The 16,953-nt window shown below is 64.8% G+C and carries 15 protein-coding genes; 11 read left to right on the top strand and 4 right to left on the bottom strand.

Translation table 11 applies throughout. From position 1 onward, the window contains the following. The first annotated feature begins 170 nt into the window (after positions 1-170). The 6 genes from CWO91_RS07165 (at position 171) to CWO91_RS07140 (ending at position 7,396) form a co-directional block, all read left to right on the top strand. The gene (locus CWO91_RS07165; RefSeq protein ID WP_130212839.1) at positions 171-1,325 is read left to right on the top strand and encodes an HlyD family secretion protein; all 1,155 of its coding nucleotides are present in this window, start codon (positions 171-173) and stop codon (positions 1,323-1,325) included. Continuing rightward, positions 1,322-2,941 carry a DHA2 family efflux MFS transporter permease subunit gene (locus CWO91_RS07160; protein ID WP_130212838.1) on the top strand — a complete coding sequence of 540 codons (1,620 nt, stop codon included), beginning with the start codon at positions 1,322-1,324 and terminating at the stop codon, positions 2,939-2,941. The genes CWO91_RS07165 and CWO91_RS07160 overlap by 4 nt, the downstream gene beginning before the upstream one ends. Positions 2,942-3,038: 97 nt before the next feature. Next, complete coding sequence (locus CWO91_RS07155; protein WP_130212837.1) at positions 3,039-4,040, top strand: NAD(P)H-dependent flavin oxidoreductase; 1,002 nt, start codon at positions 3,039-3,041, stop codon at positions 4,038-4,040. Positions 4,041-4,148: 108 nt separating this feature from the next. After that, positions 4,149-4,568, top strand: coding sequence for a hypothetical protein (locus CWO91_RS07150; RefSeq protein WP_130212836.1), 420 nt, complete (start codon positions 4,149-4,151; stop codon positions 4,566-4,568). Positions 4,569-4,738: 170 nt separating this feature from the next. After that, positions 4,739-6,313: an alkaline phosphatase D family protein gene (locus CWO91_RS07145; protein ID WP_130212835.1), complete on the top strand. Its 1,575-nt coding sequence runs from the start codon at positions 4,739-4,741 to the stop codon at positions 6,311-6,313. Between the two features lie 264 nt (positions 6,314-6,577). Next, positions 6,578-7,396 carry an aldo/keto reductase gene (locus tag CWO91_RS07140; protein ID WP_130212834.1) on the top strand — a complete coding sequence of 273 codons (819 nt, stop codon included), beginning with the start codon at positions 6,578-6,580 and terminating at the stop codon, positions 7,394-7,396. A 110-nt stretch (positions 7,397-7,506) separates the two neighbouring features. On the opposite strand, the gene CWO91_RS07135 is transcribed toward CWO91_RS07140, so the two are convergent. After that, positions 7,507-7,959 (bottom strand): hypothetical protein, encoded by a 453-nt coding sequence (locus tag CWO91_RS07135; protein WP_165405279.1) that lies wholly within the window; start codon positions 7,957-7,959, stop codon positions 7,507-7,509. Positions 7,960-8,116: 157 nt separating this feature from the next. Here CWO91_RS07135 and CWO91_RS07130 point away from each other — a divergent pair, with 157 nt between their 5' ends. Further along, a complete protein-coding gene (locus CWO91_RS07130) occupies positions 8,117-8,389 on the top strand; it encodes a helix-turn-helix domain-containing protein (RefSeq protein WP_128935322.1) in 273 nt (90 codons plus the stop codon). Between the two features lie 45 nt (positions 8,390-8,434). Here CWO91_RS07130 and CWO91_RS07125 read toward each other — a convergent pair whose 3' ends face one another. Both CWO91_RS07125 and CWO91_RS07120 read right to left on the bottom strand, forming a co-directional pair. Further along, the gene (locus CWO91_RS07125; protein WP_130212832.1) at positions 8,435-9,667 is read right to left on the bottom strand and encodes a PLP-dependent aminotransferase family protein; all 1,233 of its coding nucleotides are present in this window, start codon (positions 9,665-9,667) and stop codon (positions 8,435-8,437) included. Between the two features lie 51 nt (positions 9,668-9,718). Continuing rightward, positions 9,719-10,246 carry a DUF3124 domain-containing protein gene (locus CWO91_RS07120; protein ID WP_165405278.1) on the bottom strand — a complete coding sequence of 176 codons (528 nt, stop codon included), beginning with the start codon at positions 10,244-10,246 and terminating at the stop codon, positions 9,719-9,721. 67 nt (positions 10,247-10,313) lie between these two features. Here CWO91_RS07120 and CWO91_RS07115 point away from each other — a divergent pair, with 67 nt between their 5' ends. The 4 genes from CWO91_RS07115 to CWO91_RS07100 all read left to right on the top strand — a co-directional run bounded on the left by CWO91_RS07115 (position 10,314) and on the right by CWO91_RS07100 (position 15,793). Beyond that, positions 10,314-12,044, top strand: a complete 1,731-nt coding sequence (locus tag CWO91_RS07115; RefSeq protein WP_130212830.1) for a cation:proton antiporter — start codon at positions 10,314-10,316, stop codon at positions 12,042-12,044. A 175-nt stretch (positions 12,045-12,219) separates the two neighbouring features. Further along, the gene (ribB, locus tag CWO91_RS07110; RefSeq protein ID WP_130212829.1) at positions 12,220-13,296 is read left to right on the top strand and encodes a 3,4-dihydroxy-2-butanone-4-phosphate synthase; all 1,077 of its coding nucleotides are present in this window, start codon (positions 12,220-12,222) and stop codon (positions 13,294-13,296) included. A 181-nt stretch (positions 13,297-13,477) separates the two neighbouring features. Continuing rightward, the gene (locus CWO91_RS07105) at positions 13,478-14,692 is read left to right on the top strand and encodes an acyl-CoA dehydrogenase (RefSeq protein ID WP_091892433.1); all 1,215 of its coding nucleotides are present in this window, start codon (positions 13,478-13,480) and stop codon (positions 14,690-14,692) included. A 177-nt stretch (positions 14,693-14,869) separates the two neighbouring features. Further along, a complete protein-coding gene (locus CWO91_RS07100) occupies positions 14,870-15,793 on the top strand; it encodes an MBL fold metallo-hydrolase (protein WP_130212828.1) in 924 nt (307 codons plus the stop codon). 119 nt (positions 15,794-15,912) lie between these two features. Here CWO91_RS07100 and CWO91_RS07095 read toward each other — a convergent pair whose 3' ends face one another. Beyond that, complete coding sequence (locus tag CWO91_RS07095) at positions 15,913-16,770, bottom strand: DUF1499 domain-containing protein (RefSeq protein WP_130212827.1); 858 nt, start codon at positions 16,768-16,770, stop codon at positions 15,913-15,915. Positions 16,771-16,953 lie beyond the last annotated feature (183 nt).

Genomic DNA, 16,953 nt, shown 5'->3' with positions numbered 1-16,953 from the left:
CCATCGAAGCGTGGCGCGCCGGCGCCGCGCTTTTTTTGAGCACCGCGTTCACGAATGGCAGCGGCGTTCCGGCAAGACGGAACCATGCTTCTGCGCTGTGGTTGGGCTCCCGGCGCGCGAGCTTGGCTCAATCGGCTCGCGACCGGTAGTCCCGAGAAAAGGTGTTCAGCGTGGATGCTCAAACCCGGGAGCGTGGGCCGTCCGCGGAGCAGCCGCAGAGGGCGAAGGAAGCTCCGACAACGAATCCTGATCAAGCAGGCGACGTCAAAGACCAGTCGGACAAGGCGGCGCAGCCGTTGCGCGCGCGCCTTCGCGAGCATTGGCTGCTCGCAATTGTCGGCGCCATTGTGCTGATCGCGGCGCTCGTCGGCGGTCTGCTCTATTGGCTCGCGGTCCGCCATTACGAATCCACCGACGACGCTTTCGTCGCCGCGCGCAGCTTTTCCGTGGCTTCGAAGGTGGGTGGCTACGTGACTGACGTTCCGGTCACGGATAACCAGCACGTCAATGCAGGAGATCTGCTCGCCAAGATCGACGAGCGCGACTATCGGATCGCGATCGACCAGGCCAATGCGCAGGTCGCGGTCTCCAAGGCGAACATCGACAATGTCGAGGCGCAGATCGTTTCGCAGGAGGAGCAGATCAAGCAGGCCCAGGCTCAGCTCGAGCAGGCGCAAGCCCAGCTTCAGTTCTCGCAGGAAGAATTTGCGCGGGCGCAGGATCTGGTCGAGAAGGGCGCTGGCACCGTGCAGCGCCAGCAGCAGACCCGTTCCGATCTTCAAGCCCAGCAAGCCAACACGGAGCGCGCGAGGACCGCAGTCACGGCGGCACAACTCGGCATCAAATCGCTGCAAGCGCAGCTCGAAGGCGCCAAGGCGCAGCTGGAGCAATCGCAAACGCAGCTCGATCAGGCCAAGCTGAACCTGCAATATACCAGCGTCGTTGCCGCGCAGTCCGGCCGCGTCGTCAAGCTGAGCGGCGCCAAGGGCACATTCGTCACCGCCGGCCAGAGCCTGATGATGTTCGTGCCCGACGAGGTCTGGATCGTCGCCAACTACAAGGAGACGCAGCTCAACGACATGCGTCCGGGCCAGCCGGTGGAGATCCGCATCGATGCCTATCCCGGCCGCAAGCTGACCGGCCACGTCGATTCGGTGCAGCCGGGCTCGGGCACCGCGTTCAGCCTGCTGCCGGCGGAGAATGCCACCGGCAACTTCGTCAAGGTGGTACAGCGCGTGCCGGTGAAGATCGTGGTCGACAACTGGCCGCCCGATCTGCCTGTTGGTCCCGGCATGTCGGTCGTGCCCTGGACCAGGGTGCGATGACGGATGTCACGCAAGGCGGCGCGTCCGCCGGCGGCTGGTCGCCGGAGCGCTCGGCGGCGGGCGGGCACAATCCCTATCTGATCGCCTTCGTGGTCTCGATCGCGACCTTCATGGAGGTGCTCGACACCACGATCGCCAACGTCGCATTGCGCCACATCGCCGGCGGCCTCGCGGTCGGCATCGACGAGAGTACCTACGTCATCACCAGCTATCTCGTCGCCAACGCCGTCGTGCTGTCGATCTCGGGCTGGCTGTCGACCGTGATCGGCCGCAAGCGCTTCTACATGATGTGCGTCGCGACGTTCTCGATCGCATCGCTCCTGTGCGGCTTCGCCTGGAATTTGCAATCGCTGGTCTTGTTCCGGATCTTCCAGGGCCTCGGCGGCGGCGGCATGGCGACCAGCGAGCAGGCGATCCTCGCCGACTCCTTCCCGCCGCATAAGCGCGGCCAGGCCTTTGCCATCTACGGCGTCGCCGTCGTGGTCGCGCCGGTGATCGGCCCGACGCTCGGCGGCTGGATTACCGACACGTATACCTGGCACTGGGTGTTCCTGATCAACGTTCCCATGGGATTGCTGTCGTTGTTCCTGGTCGGCACGCTGGTCAAGGAGCCGTCGGGCGCCGAGGAGGAGAGGGAGAAGCTGCTCAGCAAGGGTCTGCGCGTCGATTATGTCGGTTTCGTCCTCGTCGCGATCGGGCTCGGCTCGCTCGAATTCGTGCTCGACGAAGGCCAGCGCAATGACTGGTTCGGATCGAACATGATCGTCGTCTTCGCGGTGCTCGCGGCCGTCTCGCTGCTCGCGCTGATTCCGTGGGAGCTGACGCGGGAGGAGCCCATTGTCGACCTCCGCCTGCTTGGCCGGCGTCAGTTCGGTGCCTGCTTCCTCGTCATGCTCGGCACCGGCGCGGTCCTGATCTCGACGACGCAGCTCCTGCCGCAACTGCTCCAGACCGAGCTGAACTACACCGCCATGCTGGCCGGTCTCGCGCTGTCGCCCGGCGGCGTCGCGACGCTGGTGCTGATGCCGGTGGTGGGCCGCCTCGTCGGCATCGTGCAGCCGAAATATCTCATCATGTTTGGTGCCGCCATCGCCGCGTTCTCGATGTGGCATCTCACCGGGCTGACCGGCGACATCACCTACGGCTACGCCGCGCTGTCGCGCATCTTCCTCGCGCTCGGTCTTCCCTTCCTGTTCCTGCCGGTGACGACCGCCTCCTATGACGGCATCCCGCCGGACAAGACCAACCAAGCCTCGGCGTTGATCAACGTCGCCCGCAATATCGGCGGCTCCATGGGGGTCGCGCTGGCGCAGACCATTCTGGCGCAGCGCCAGCAATTCCACCAGAGCCGGCTGATCGAGCACGCCGCGCCGTCCGATCTCGGTTATCAGCAGACCATCGAGGCGATGACGCGCTACTTCCAGGCGCAGGGCTCCAATGCAAGCGATGCCGCGTCGCAGGCGGTCGCATGGGTCGGCAAGACCTTGCAGCAGCAGGTCGACCTGCTCGCCTATATCGACGTGTTCTGGATGCTCGCGATCGTCGCGGTGCTGATGATTCCCACCGCGGCCGTGCTGCGCCGGATCGATTTGAGCGCGCCGGCGCGGGGGCACTGACGGGCCCTCCGCCCGTTCGGAGAGAAATGGTGACCGCGGCACGAGACTGCGGCTAGACTGAATCTGACATCAGGCAAAATTCCGGGAGGAGAACTAAGTGAGGACCGCGATCACCGAACTGTTCGGCATCGAGCACCCGATCATCCAGGGCGGCATGCATTTCGTCGGCTTTGCCGAGCTGGCTGCCGCCGTCTCCAATGCCGGCGGGCTCGGCATCATCACCGGGCTGACGCAGAAGACGCCCGAGCTGCTGGCCAAGGAGATCGCGCGCTGCCGCGACATGACCGACAAGCCGTTCGGTGTGAATCTCACCTTCCTGCCAACCTTCTCGGCGCCGCCTTATCCGGAATACATCGCGGCCATCGTCGAAGGTGGCATCAAGGCGGTGGAAACCGCGGGCCGCAGCCCGGAAGCATACATGCCCGCACTGAAGGCGGCCGGCATCAAGGTCATCCACAAATGCACCTCGGTGCGCCACTCCCTGAAAGCGGAGCGGATCGGCTGCGACGCCGTCAGCGTCGACGGGTTTGAATGCGGCGGCCATCCCGGCGAGGACGACATTCCCAACATGATCCTCCTGCCGCGCGCGGCGGAAGAGTTGAAGATCCCGTTCGTTGCCTCCGGCGGCATGGCCGACGGGCGCAGCCTCGTCGCGGCGTTGTCGCTGGGCGCATCCGGCATGAACATGGGCACGCGCTTCATCGCCACCAAGGAAGCGCCGGTGCATCCGAACGTCAAGAACGCGCTGATCGCCGCCACCGAACTCGATACCCGCCTGATCATGCGGGCGCTGCGCAATACCGAGCGCGTCCTGAAGAACGCCAATGTCGACCGCCTGCTCGAGATCGAGCGCGAGAAGGGCGCCGAGCTCACAATCGACGACATTCACGACCAGGTCGCCGGTGTGTATCCCAGGATCATGCTGGATGGTCAGATGGACGCGGGCGCCTGGAGCTGCGGCATGGTCGCAGGCCTCATCCACGACATTCCCTCCTGCAAGGAACTCGTCGACCGCATCATGAGCGAGGCGGAAACCATCATCCGCAGCCGCCTGATCGGGTTCCTGGATGGGACAGGGACGACGCGAAAGGTCGCCTGACATCGCCAAACTTCTTAACCACGGCGGCAATTGGCTGCTGGAATTGCGCGCGACGCCTCCTAAATACGGGTAAATTGCCCCTTTCATAATCGATTTCAGGAGGCGTCCGTGGTCCTGAAAAGCGTTCCCTTTGCAATTGCCGTGGCCCTCGTGCTCGCAGGGACGGGCATCGCGCGCGCTGACGACTACAAGCCTGATGAATACCTGGGTCTCGATCTGTCCAAGGCCGTGCTGTCGCCGAAGCGGCTCGGTCCGGAGACGAAATTCGCGCCGGTTGCTCTGGAGGCACGCGGCGGCAACGAGGCGCAGGCGCGCGTCGAGCCGATCGACGTGCCGAAGAAGGTTGCCGCTGAACGCGTGCGTGTGGCCGAGCCCAAGGTCGGCCATGCCCGGAGCGCCCCGCCGCGCGGTGCGGCGCGCACCAAACTTTCACATCGCCACGGCAATCCGCTGGACGCGCAGGCAAGGGACACGCGCATCCAGACGTGGCCGTGCCGCTCCGGCGGCATCTGCAACTGGAAGCGTTAGTCGCAGCCCTGCTGGCTCTTCACCTCGTCCCGCAGGCGGGCGAGGACGCTGAGTTCGTCGAAGTCGTCATCCCCGCGTCGTAAAACCGTAGGCGCGGAGTCAAGAAACCGTAAGGATAGGAGTCAAGGAGCGCAGGCACCTTCCGTCGCGATTCGACGAAGGTTTTCTGAATGGCAACGCTCCGCGCCGCGCGGGCATGGACCCGGCGGCAATTTTTGGTTCGCTCGACCTCCAGCCTCGCCATCGCCTCGCTTGGGACGCTCGCAAAGCCGCATCTCAGCCGCGCCGCCGATCGTCCGCAGATCATGAGCGGCATCCAGTCCGGCGATGTCTCTGACGGCTCCGCCGTGATCTGGGCACGTGCCGACCGGCCGGCGCGGATGCAGGTGGAATGCTCGACCGTCGAGAGCTTCAAGACGATCACCGCGTCAGCCTCGGGCGATGCGCTGCCCGGGGCCGATTTCACCTCAAAACTGCTGCTGAACGATCTGCCTCCCGGGCAGGACATCTTTTATCGCGTCCGCTTCGACGACGTCGCGACCGGTATCGCCGGCGAAAGCCGCGTCGGCCATTTCCGCACCACGCCGGCCGCGGGTCGTTCGATCTCGTTCCTGTGGTCCGGCGACACCGCGGGGCAGGGCTGGGGCATCGATGTCTCGCGCGGCGGATATCGCAGCTATCGCACCATGCTCGACAACCGCCCGGATTTCTTCATCCACTCCGGCGACCACATCTACGCCGACTGCACCATTCCCTCCGAGCAGAAGCTGCCGAACGGCGAAATTTGGCGCAACATCGTCACCGAGGAAAAATCCGAGGTTGCGCACACGCTGGCGCAGTTCCGCGGCAATTACAAATACAACCACCTCGACGAACACTTCCGTGCCTTCCATGCGGAGGTACCGATGTTCGCGCAATGGGACGACCACGAGGTCACCAACGACTGGTCACCAACCGGCAGTTTCGACGCCGCCGGTTATGAGGACGACGGCACGCCGCTCCTGATCGCGCGCGCCCGCCGCGCCTTCTTCGACTTCATGCCGATCCGCGACATCGGCGCGCGGCAGGGCCGGGTCTATCGCAAGATCGCTTACGGCCCTCTGCTCGACGTCTTCATGATCGACATGCGCAGCTATCGCGACGAGACCTGGAACGAGGGAAACGACCATCGCGGCTGGATCCTCGGCGCCGAGCAGCTCGCCTGGCTCAAGCGCGAGCTCGCCGCCTCGCGCGCAACCTGGAAGGTGATCGCGGCCGATTTGCCGATCGGCCTGATCAGCCTCGACGCCGTTGCGCTCGGCAATGGGCCGCCCGACCGGCGCGAGCACGAAATTGCCGATCTGCTGGCGTTCATCAAGCGCGCCGGAATCCGCAACATCGTCTGGCTCACCGCCGACATGCATTACACCGCCGCGCATTACTACGATCCGAACAAGGCGCAATTCCAGGATTTCGATCCGTTCTGGGAGTTCGTGTCCGGCCCGCTGCATGCCGGCACCTGGGGGCCGGGCGAGCTCGATGACACGTTTGGTCCGGTCGCGATGTACCAGCACGGCTGTAGCATGGCGCAGGGCGAGAATCTGGCGCCGTGCTTCGGCTTGCAGTTCTTCGGCCGGGTCGACATCGACGGCCGCAGCGGTGTGATGACTGTGACCCTGAAGGACGTCGACAACCGTGACCTTTGGTCGGTCGATATCATGCCGCGGCCGCAGGCCCGACCGGCTGTGGTGGCGCAGCATTCGTGAGGGACGGCCGCACTGAGCCCTGGTCGTCATGCCCGGGCTTGTCCCGGGCATCCACGTTCTTTGTGCCGCGGGGCAAGGCGTGGATGGCCGGGTCAAGCCCGGCCATGACGATGGGGAAGCATCGTGCGCCCCAAAGCTAACCTGATCTTGATCGGCCGCCTGGCGCCGCCCGCGCTATGGTCGCCACTCCCACCACTTCCTTTCCATCACCGAAGAGTCTGTCACCGCGCGTCCGGCGGGATGAATGACGTCAGGAGCCTGTTCATGGAGCATCTGCAGACACAGGGCATCAGCATGCCGAAGCTCGGCCTCGGCACCTTCCGCATGCAGGGCGACGTCTGCCGCGCCGCGGTCGAGAGCGCGCTGTCGATCGGTTATCGCCACATCGACACCGCCGAGATGTACGCCAACGAGGAGTCGATCGGTTCGGCCATCGCCGTTTCCCGCGTGCCGCGCGGCGAACTGCACGTCACCACAAAAGTCTGGCACGAGAATCTGGCACCGGCCGCGATCCGTCGCGCTTTCGACGCCAGCCTGAACAAGCTCAGGCTCGACCATGTCGACCTTTATCTCGTGCACTGGCCGTCGAGAGCCGCCAATTGGGGCGCGGTGTTCGAGACCCTGATGAAGCTCAAGGAGGAGGGGCGCACACGGGCGATCGGCGTTGCGAACTTTACCACAGCGCTGCTCAAGATCGCCGTCGAGGACATCAAGGCGCCAATCGCCTGCAATCAGATCGAATATCATGCCATGCTCGATCAATCGAAGGTGCTGGCCTATCTCAACGCCAAGTCGATCCCGCTCGTCGCCTATTGCCCGCTGGCGCAGGGGCGCTTCGCAACAGATCCGGTGCTGAGCGAGATCGGGATCAAGCACAATGCGACCGCTGCGCAGGTCGCACTGAAATGGCTGCTCGAGCAGAACGGCGTCGCGGCGATTCCAAAGGCCTCGCGGCGCGAGAGCCAAAAGGCCAATCTCGATGCCCTGAAGATCACGCTCGACGACGCCGACCGCAACAAGATCGCCGCGCTGCCGAAGGACAGGCGCTGCGTCAATCCCGGCTTCGCGCCGGCGTGGGATTAGCTGCGAGTGCTTTCTAACGCAAAGAGATGGCCCCGTGAGGGGCCATCTCCATGCTGCGTTGCGTATTAGTCCCAGTGGTGGTGGCGATGGCCGAGAATTCTGAACGGCTGTTAATCGCAGCGTTGCTGCGCCGGTGTCGGCGCGCCGGTCGCGACGTATTTGCCGTCCCTGATCGTGTACTCGCCGCGCTCGCTGCGATTGTAGATCGCGCGCAAGCTGCCATCCTTCTCCAAGAGGAGTCCAAATTCGCGCGTCTGATGCAGCGAGGGGAAGAACACCATCACATTGAGCAGGCCCTCGGCATTGACCGCGGCGGAGACGACCTCGTTCTCGTCCCTGGCGTCGCCGAAGTTGCGCCGGTACATCACCCGGCCGTCCTTCCTGATCTCGTAGGTCAAGAGCGCGCGCTTGTCGCGGTCGGGCCGAACCGCGCAGTCGACCGCCCAGGAGCCGAGTAGGCCCCATTGTTCGACCGTCGTCGCAAGCGTCTCGGCACGCGCCGCGGACGCGAGCGCAACCCACAGCAGCGCAGCCGCGATCCAGCGGCTCAAACAACGCGTCATGTCCTGGCAAGCCCCGCCTCGAAGAACTCCAAAGTTTAGCATCCCGCACACGGCCGTCCACGCCAGCTGCCGATCGCGCGCGAATTTGATCCGCGTCAATGAGGCCGGCCGTTTCCGGGTTAGGATGTGCTTCCCGAAGGCGAACGTGGATAGACCAATGCTGAATCAAGTCGTGGATTTTGCGGGCGAAGTGCTCCCGGGGAGCTGCGCCGTGCCGCCTTATTCCGAGACCGCGTTTCTGGCTGAGCTGGGCGAGCGCTTAAGGTCCTCGCGCACGCGCTGCGACCTGTCGCGCCGGGAGCTCGCCCGCCGCTCCGGGATTTCCGAGCGCTATATCGCCCAGATCGAGGCCGGCAAGGGCAACGTCTCGATCGTCCTGTTGCTGCGGCTGGCCTCCGCGATCCACGGCAGCCAGCCCCAGGTGGCCTGAGAAGCTGGTCTGGAGCTGGCCTGAGGTGGTGGCCTGAGGCGAACCTTAGGCCCTCTTCTCCACATTGGCGCTGCGGGCCGGCACGCCAAATTCCTTGCGGCAGACCTCGGCCAGCACGGCGATCCCCTCGCGGATCTGCTGATGAGTCGGGCTCGCAAAGCACAGCCTCAGCCGTGAGCTGGAATGATTCTTGTTGGTCGACCATTCCGGCCCCGGATTGATCGAGACACCGGCGGCAAGCGCGGCCTGATAGAGCTTGAGCGTATCGACCTGGTCGGGCAGCTTTACCCACAGGAAGATGCCGCCCTTGGGCTCCTCGAACTCGGCCGCCGTCCCGAACTGCTCGTTGAGGGCTTCCATCAGGGTATCGAGCTTGGTGCGCAGCGCCTTCGTCAGGGCCGGGACGTGAGTCGAAAAATGCGGCTTGCAATAGGTGGCGAGCACCATCTGCTCCAACGCGCCTGAGCCGGCATCCGTCTTCAGGGCCAGCATCCGCGACATCACATCCCAGGGCGCGACGACGAAGCCGACGCGCAGCGCCGGCGCGATCGATTTCGAGAACGAGCCGATATGGATCACGCCGCCGTTTCGGCTCATCGCATGGATCGCAGGCGGCCGCTGTCCCGACCAGATGAGGTCGGCATAGCAATCGTCCTCGAAGATCGGCACGCCGTATTCCGCCGATAGCCGCAGCAGCTCGACGCGCCGGCTCTCCGGCATGATGCTGCCGGTCGGGTTCTGCACTGTCGGGATGGTGTAGATGTATTTCGGCCGGATGCCGCGGCTCTTCAGGCCGGCTAGCGTCGAGGCCAGCGCGTCCATGCGCATGCCGTCCTTGTCGAGGGGGATGCCCACCACGTTGACGCCGAGCCGCGCTAGGCGCGTCAGCGAGCCCTGATAGCTCTCCTGCTCGAAGATCACGGTGTCACCGCGCGCCAGCAGCGTAGCGTTGACGAGATCGATCGCCTGGAGCGAGCCCGAGACGATCAGGAGATCGTCGACCGTGCAGGTGATGCCGGCATCGCGCTTGAGCTTTGTCACCAGGAATTCGCGCAAGGGCAGGTAACCCTGGGGACCGTGCGCCAGCCCGTAAGTGGCAAGCGAGCGGCCCTCGCGTTGCAGCGCCAGGTTCGTCGCCTCGATCAGGTCCTCGAGCGGCACCTGCTCGGAATCGTTGTTGCCGCCGACGAAGCTGTATTTGGCAAGGCCCGTCCAGCGCGCAGAGGGGGCCGGCAGCCCTGCGGGAAACAGGGGCGCGAAATCGAAGCTGGAGGTCATGGGCGTTCCTCGTCTTGTTCTTGTTGGTGGCCGGCGTTGCACCGGCCTGTCTTACTTCCTGCTGGCCGTCCGGGTCGGACGTCCCTGGCTGATGAAAGCGTAATGCGCATTGGCGACGCCGCCAACCATCAGGGCCTCGACCACGGGCTCGGCGATCTCGCTCGTTGCGGCCCAGTCGACGAGAAAATTGGCTCCGGTCCCGCCGCGGACGTCGTCGGTCGGAATGAAGATCGACACGGTGGCGAGCGGCCTCAAGGCGACCGGCGCCTTCAGATAGCTCTCGACCTGCTTGCCCGCGGTGTCGAAATAGGCGATGCGTTTGACCACCAGCGGCTGGGTCTCGGAGGCGTTGTGCACGCTCAGCGTCACCGAGAAGTCGACACGCAGCTTACCCTGGCTCATCGCGACGCTGGAATAGGCGGGCACGTAGAACCCGCCGGAGACGGCAAGTTCTTCCTTCGGCATCGCGGTTAGCGAATCAGCAAAGTTTTGTTCGATACTGACCTTGGATTGCGCGGCGGCGGGCGCGGCGTAGGCGAGAGGGCATAGCAGCATTGCTGCGAAGAGCCCCTTCCGCATGTGACGAATTGCTCGCTTGCCGCACCGCAACCCGTCTCTAGGGTGCGGCAAAACGGACCAATTTGGCATGCACGAGCTCATTCGCGACATCACTCTCTGTATCCTGTTTGCCTGGATGCTGGGCCTGCTCGCCCATTTCTCCAGGCAACCCTTGATCCTGGCCTACCTTATCGCCGGCTTCTGCATAGGTCCATTCGGCGCCGGCTGGGTCAAATCGCAGGAATCGATCAGCGTCATCTCCGAGCTCGGCTTGATCTTCATGCTGTTCATGATCGGGCTGGAGATCGACCTGAAGAAGATCGTGCGGGCGGGAAAGGTGATCCTGTTCGCGGCGGGCGGCCAGCTGCTCGGGGGCTGCCTGCTCGGGGTCCTGTTCTTTGTCGGCATCGGCCTGTCGCTCGGCGGCGGGCATTTCGATGCGGTCTATCTCTGCGTCGCCTGCGCGTTGTCGAGCACCGTCATCATCGTCAAGGTGCTCTACGAGAAGCGCGAACTCGACACGCTGCCGGGCCGCATCACCCTCGGCGTGCTGGTGCTCCAGGATATCTTCGCCATCCTGTTCCTGGCGGTGCAGCCGAGCCTGGCCAATCTGCAAGTCAGCGTCATCCTGCTCTCGATCGGCCGCGTCGCGGTGCTGGTCGCCGCCGCGCTCCTGGTCAGCCGCTACGTGCTGCCCCGCCTGTTCCACCAGATCGCACGCCGCCCTGAGCTGATCCTGCTCGGCGCGCTCGCCTGGTGCTTCCTCGTCGCCGAGACCGCGGAGCGGCTGTCGCTGTCGCGCGAGATGGGCGCGCTGATCGCCGGCGTCTCGCTCTCGACCTTTCCTTATGCGCTCGACGTCACCGCCAAGGTCACCACGCTCCGCGACTTCTTCATCACGCTGTTCTTCGTCGCGCTCGGCATGACCATTCCCGTGCCCGGCCTCTCCGTGATCGGGCTCGCCTTGATGATCGCGGCGTTTACCGTGGTGAGCCGCCTCATCACCACCTTCATCCCGCTCTACCTGATGAAACAGGGCCTGCGCGCGAGCCTGCTGCCGGCCCTCAACCTCGCCCAGATCTCCGAGTTCTCGCTGGTGGTGATCCAGACCGGCATCGCCGACCACCATATCGCGCCGGAGACGGCGAACGCGGCCTCCTTCGCCTTCGTGGTGCTGGCCGTGCTGTCGACCTTCGTGATGACGCGCAGTGACGAGATCACCCGCTGGATGATCGGCCCCCTGAAACGGATCGGCCTGCGCGATCTCGATCACGGCAGCGGATATGCCGAGGAGGCCCATGAGGGCGGCCACGGCGAGGCCCGCCGCATCGTCATCCTCGGCTTTTTCCGTGCGGCGAGCGCGCTTTTGGCCGAGATCGAACGGCAGGCCCCGGTGCTGCTGGAGCAGATCACGGTGGTCGATTTCAACCCCAATGTGTACAAGACCCTGCTCTCGCGCGGCCTGCACGTGATCTACGGCGACATCAGCAATGTCGACACGCTGCTCCATGCCGGCGTCGGCAAGTCCGAGATGATCATTCTCAGCGTGCCGGATTCGCTGCTGAAGGGCGCCACCAACGAGAAGCTGGTCCGCCACGTCCGCGCGCTCAACCCCACCGCCCTGATCGTGGCGACGGCCGACCTCCTGGCCGATGTCGGCGAGCTCTACGAGGCCGGCGCCAGCTATGTCACCGTGACCCGGCTCAGCGACGCCCACGAGCTGTTTACGGTGATCGAAGCCGCCCAGGCCGGCCTTCTGGCCGACAAGCGCGCCGAGCTCGATCAGCGGCTCGGCGAGCGGCGCGAAGTGCTGCCCTGACCGCGCCCGGCCGCCTTCCTTTCCGGCGGTCGGCGCCTATATCCTTGGTATCTTCGGTGCAAGCCTGAACCACCTGGCAGGCCTGCCGTCCGGCATAAGTGGTTGCGCTGGGAAGACTAGCGCCCCGGCTCAAGTCCGGCTAAGCCTCCCGGCCATAACCGATAGAGATTGGGAAATGCCCGATAGCATTCAGGAAGTCTTGCAGGCCTTTGCCCGGGGCGAGCTTGTCGTCGTCACCGATGATGAGGACCGCGAGGGCGAGGGCGATCTGATCGTCGCTGCCTCGCTCTGCACCGCCGAGAAGATGGCGTTCATCATCCGCCACACCTCCGGCATCGTCTGCGCGCCCGTGACCACGGAGGACGCGCGCCGCCTGCGGCTCGATCCGATGGTCGCCCACAACGATTCCGCGCACACCACGGCGTTCACGGTCTCGATCGACTACAAGCCCGACGGCGGCACCGGCATCTCGGCCGAGGAGCGTGCCTCGTGCTGCCGGGCGCTGTCCAATCCCAATGTCGGCGCCAACGACTTCGCCCGCCCGGGCCACATCTTCCCGCTGATTGCCAAGGACGGCGGCGTGCTGCTGCGCTCCGGCCATACCGAGGCCGCGGTCGACCTCTGCAAGCTCTCTGGCCTGCCGCCAGTCGGGGTCATCAGCGAGCTCATGAACGACGACGGCAGCGTGATGAAGGGCGAGCAAGTCGCCCGCTTCGCCGCCGAGCACAAGCTCAAGCACGTCACCATCGCGGACATGATCGCTTACCGCCAGGCGCGCGAGAAGCTGATCGAGCGGGTCTCGACCTTCGTCACCGAGAGCCCGATCGGGCCCTTGCAGGGCTATGCCTACCGCTCGCCGTTCGATTCCATCGCCCACGTCGCCTTCGTCTACAATGGCGTTGGCGACGGCAAGAACGTGCTGACGCGCTTCCACAAGCCGAACATCGTCAAGGACGCCTTCACCGGCCATAAGCGCATGGCAGCGGTGCTCGAGCATTTCAAGAAATCCGGCCGTGGCGTGCTGGTCTACCTGCGCGATGGCGCAGCCGGTGTGCCCGTGGAGCCGCTGCCGGACGAGACGTCCACGGAAGCCGATCGCAACCGCCAGTGGCGTGAGGTCGGCGTTGGCGCGCAGATCCTGCGCGATCTCGGCGTCACTTCGATCCGGCACCTCACCTCGTCGGTGCACGACTACAAAGGCCTGTCGGGCTTCGGCATCGAGATCGTCGCCAACGAGCAGCTCGAAAGCTGACACGCAGTGTCATTCCGGGATGACGCTGAAGAATCTCGATGTCGTAGAGGCGAGGAGATTTCGGGTTCGACGCTTCGCCTCGCCCCGGAATGACCGAAACCAGGATGCAATTGCACTTGTTGCCGCGGCGCTTTAATTTGTCGGGCAATTTATGACGGAACCAGACGCGAAAGGACGTTTCATGAGCGTGCGCCCTCAGGCCAAGGACAAGCCGGCTGCGGCTTCTTTCCAGTGGGACGATCCGTTCCTGCTCGACGAGCAACTCACCGAAGACGAGCGCATGGTGCGCGACACCGCTCGCGCCTATGCCCAGGACAAGCTGCTGCCACGTGTCTCCCAGGCCTATCTCGAAGAGAAGACGGACCGCGAGATCTTCAACGAAATGGGTGAGCTCGGCCTGATCGGCATCACGCTGCCCGAGGAATATGGCTGCGCCAATGCGAGTTACGTCGCCTATGGCCTCGTCGCGCGCGAGATCGAGCGGGTCGATTCCGGCTACCGCTCGATGAACTCGGTGCAGTCCTCGCTGGTGATGTATCCGATCTACGCCTATGGCGACGAGAACCAGCGCAAGAAGTACCTGCCGAAGCTCGCCAGCGGCGAGTGGGTCGGCTGCTTCGGCCTGACCGAGCCCGATGCCGGCTCCGACCCGGCCGGCATGAAGACCCGTGCCGAGAAGGTTTCGGACGGCTATCGCCTCACCGGCAGCAAGATGTGGATCTCGAACGCGCCGATCGCCGATGTGTTCGTGGTGTGGGCCAAGTCGGCGGCGCACGACAACCAGATCCGCGGCTTCGTGCTGGAGAAGGGCATGAAGGGCCTCTCCGCGCCGAAGATCGGCGGCAAGCTGTCGCTTCGCGCTTCCATTACCGGCGAGGTCGTGATGGACGGCGTCGTGGTTCCGGAAGACGCGCTGCTGCCCAACGTCTCCGGCCTGAAGGGCCCGTTCGGCTGTCTCAACCGCGCCCGCTACGGCATCTCCTGGGGTGCGTTAGGGGCCGCCGAGGACTGCATGCACCGCGCCCGCCAGTACACGCTCGACCGCAAGCAGTTCGGCAAGCCGCTCGCCGCGACCCAACTGGTGCAGAAGAAGCTCGCCGACATGGAGACCGAGATCGCGCTCGGCCTGCAGGGCTCGCTTCGTGTCGGCCGCCTGATGGACGAGGGCAAGTTCGCGCCCGAGATGATCTCGATCATGAAGCGCAACAATTGCGGCAAGGCGCTCGACATCGCCCGCACCGCCCGCGACATGCACGGCGGCAACGGCATCTCGATCGAGTACCACGTGATGCGCCACGTCCATAACCTCGAGACGGTCAACACCTACGAGGGCACCCACGACGTCCACGCCCTGATCCTGGGCCGCGCGATCACGGGCATTCAGGCGTTTTTCTAGTCGTCACGCATTCCGTGGCGGTTGTTTTGCTGAGCTGTCATTGCCCGCCTTGTGCGCAATGCGCACTGGGGCGGGCGATCCAGTATCCGAGAGACCTCGCCATCGTCACAGGCGCCGCGGCGTACTGGATACCCGCGGGGTATGACGAAGAGTGTGGCGGTACGTACAGGAAGTCCCATGTCCGACAATGACGACGTCCCGTTCAACCGCAACTTTCCGCTGAAGCCCGGAATCGTCGAGGAGGTCCGCCCCGGCGTGCGGCGCGTGCTCTGTAACAATCCGAGTCCGTTCACCTTCACCGGCACGGTCAGCTACATCGTCGGCACCGGCAATGTCGCAATCATCGACCCCGGCCCGGACGATGCGGCGCATGCGGCAGCGCTGCTCGATGCCGTGCGCGGTGAAACGGTGAGCCATATCTTCGTCACCCACACCCACCGCGACCATTCGCCGAACACCGCGCGGATCAAGCGGGCGACCGGGGCGCTTGTTTATGCCGAAGGCCCGCACCGTGCCTCGCGCCCGCGCTTCGAGAGCGAGAAGCACAATCCGGAATCCGGAGCCGATCGCGATTTCGCGCCCGATGTCAGGATCGCCCATGGCGACGTCGTCGAAAGTGCCGGTTGGCGGCTCGAGGCGGTGGCGACGCCCGGCCACACCGCAAACCATCTCGCTTTTGCCTGGCCCGAGCGGAACTTCAACTTCGTCGGTGATCACGTCATGGGCTGGTCGACATCGATCGTGGCGCCGCCCGACGGCTCGATGATCGACTATATGGAGTCGCTGAACCGTCTCGCCGCACGTGAGGAGGATCTGTATTTCTCCGGCCATGGCCCCGAGATTCCGGACGGCCAGCGCTTCGTGCGTTTCCTGATCCGTCATCGCAAGGCGCGCGAGGCTTCGATCCTGCATCGCCTCGCCAAGGGCGAGGCCGACATCCCGACCATGGTGCGTGCGATCTATATCGGGATTGATCCCAGGCTGACGACCGCCGCTGGCTACTCCGTGCTGGCGCACCTGGAAGACCTGGTCGCGCGAGGCGTGGTCGCGACGGATGGCGATCCCGTGATCGGCGGAACGTATCGGATGGCGAGCGCCTAGTGTTCCATTGTCGTTCCGGGGCGATGCGCAGCATCGAACCCGGAATCCATTCATCCACCGACGCTGCGGCCCGATGGATTCCGGGTTCGGTCCTGCGGACCGCCCCGGAATGACAGCCGCTACTTCTTCACCGTCTTCGCCGGCGTCTTTGGCGGCGGTGCGACCGGCGTCTTCTTCACCGGCTTGAGCGCATCGGCATCGGCGGCGGTGTTGAGATCATCAATGAATTTTTTGACGCGGGCAGCGTTGCTGCCGAGGTCGCTCTCGAAATAGCGCGAGGCGGAGCGGACATCGACGCGGGAATCATCGCCATCAGGCACGACCCGGATCGAGATGTCCTCGCGGAACCCCATGATCGGCGTGCGCGCGACCGCCTCGATGCGACCGATACGGCGCGGCGGCTGCGGCGCACGCTCGTCGATGACGAGCCATTTGCGCTTGTTGACGAGCTGGCGCGCGATCGCATAGGCGCGGTCAGCCGGGATCTCCAGCTCGATCGGCTCGATGTCGGGGTAAAACTGGCGCTGCTGCTCGGCCGAATAGAGGCCGGTATAGACCGCGGTGTTGGTGCCATCGCCGGTGCGTACGGGCGCCAGCGCGTCGAAGCGCGGCGGGTCGATCGGGTTGGTGGTGATGTCGTGGATCGCCGGCAGCTTACGATATTGCAGGCCGAGATAGGCGGGATAGGCGAGGATCAGCGCATCGATCAGGAACGCGAGCAGGATGCGCGCCATGCCGCGCGAGCCGTTCTGCCAGATCGCGGCAAAGCCGGCGAGCCCGAACAGGATCGAGAGGCCGGCGATCACGAGCCCGCCGAAGAAGGCCATCAGCGCCGGTTTCATCTCCAGGAAGTCGAAGCGGACGATGATGATCGAGACCACCACTGCCACCACCGCGAAGACGGCCAGATTGCGCGCCCAGCTCGCGAGGCTGGACACGGGCTCCGACTGATAGGGAGCGGAAAACCTGCGGGCCATCGGGTGAGCTCTGCCGGGTGTTGCGGGCGGCGCCGGCCGATCTGGCGCGGCTATGCGCCGTTGAGACCACGGCCCGGCTGCAAATTCAAGGGCTCCGCGTGCGCCCAGACCGTCATGCCCGGGCTTGTCCCGGGCATCCACGTTCTCCGTGCAGCGGAGCAAGGCGTGGATGGCCGGGACAAG

Source organism: Bradyrhizobium genosp. SA-3 (assembly GCF_004212635.1).
Lineage (GTDB): Bacteria > Pseudomonadota > Alphaproteobacteria > Rhizobiales > Xanthobacteraceae > Bradyrhizobium.
Note: the sequence above shows the minus strand (reverse complement) of the source record. Positions and strands in the feature narration are given on the sequence as shown.

Excerpts from the sequence above, each read along its gene's own strand:
- CWO91_RS07160 (WP_130212838.1), top strand. The coding sequence starts at position 1,322 with ATGACGGATGTCACGCAAGGCGGCGCGTCCGCCGGCGGCTGGTCGCCG.
- CWO91_RS07145 (WP_130212835.1), top strand. The coding sequence starts at position 4,739 with ATGGCAACGCTCCGCGCCGCGCGGGCATGGACCCGGCGGCAATTTTTG.
- CWO91_RS07140 (WP_130212834.1), top strand. The coding sequence starts at position 6,578 with ATGGAGCATCTGCAGACACAGGGCATCAGCATGCCGAAGCTCGGCCTC.
- CWO91_RS07135 (WP_165405279.1), bottom strand. The coding sequence starts at position 7,959 with ATGACGCGTTGTTTGAGCCGCTGGATCGCGGCTGCGCTGCTGTGGGTT.
- CWO91_RS07130 (WP_128935322.1), top strand. The coding sequence starts at position 8,117 with ATGCTGAATCAAGTCGTGGATTTTGCGGGCGAAGTGCTCCCGGGGAGC.
- CWO91_RS07125 (WP_130212832.1), bottom strand. The coding sequence starts at position 9,667 with ATGACCTCCAGCTTCGATTTCGCGCCCCTGTTTCCCGCAGGGCTGCCG.
- CWO91_RS07120 (WP_165405278.1), bottom strand. The coding sequence starts at position 10,246 with ATGCGGAAGGGGCTCTTCGCAGCAATGCTGCTATGCCCTCTCGCCTAC.
- CWO91_RS07115 (WP_130212830.1), top strand. The coding sequence starts at position 10,314 with ATGCACGAGCTCATTCGCGACATCACTCTCTGTATCCTGTTTGCCTGG.
- ribB (WP_130212829.1), top strand. The coding sequence starts at position 12,220 with ATGCCCGATAGCATTCAGGAAGTCTTGCAGGCCTTTGCCCGGGGCGAG.
- CWO91_RS07105 (WP_091892433.1), top strand. The coding sequence starts at position 13,478 with ATGAGCGTGCGCCCTCAGGCCAAGGACAAGCCGGCTGCGGCTTCTTTC.
- CWO91_RS07100 (WP_130212828.1), top strand. The coding sequence starts at position 14,870 with ATGTCCGACAATGACGACGTCCCGTTCAACCGCAACTTTCCGCTGAAG.
- CWO91_RS07095 (WP_130212827.1), bottom strand. The coding sequence starts at position 16,770 with ATGGCCCGCAGGTTTTCCGCTCCCTATCAGTCGGAGCCCGTGTCCAGC.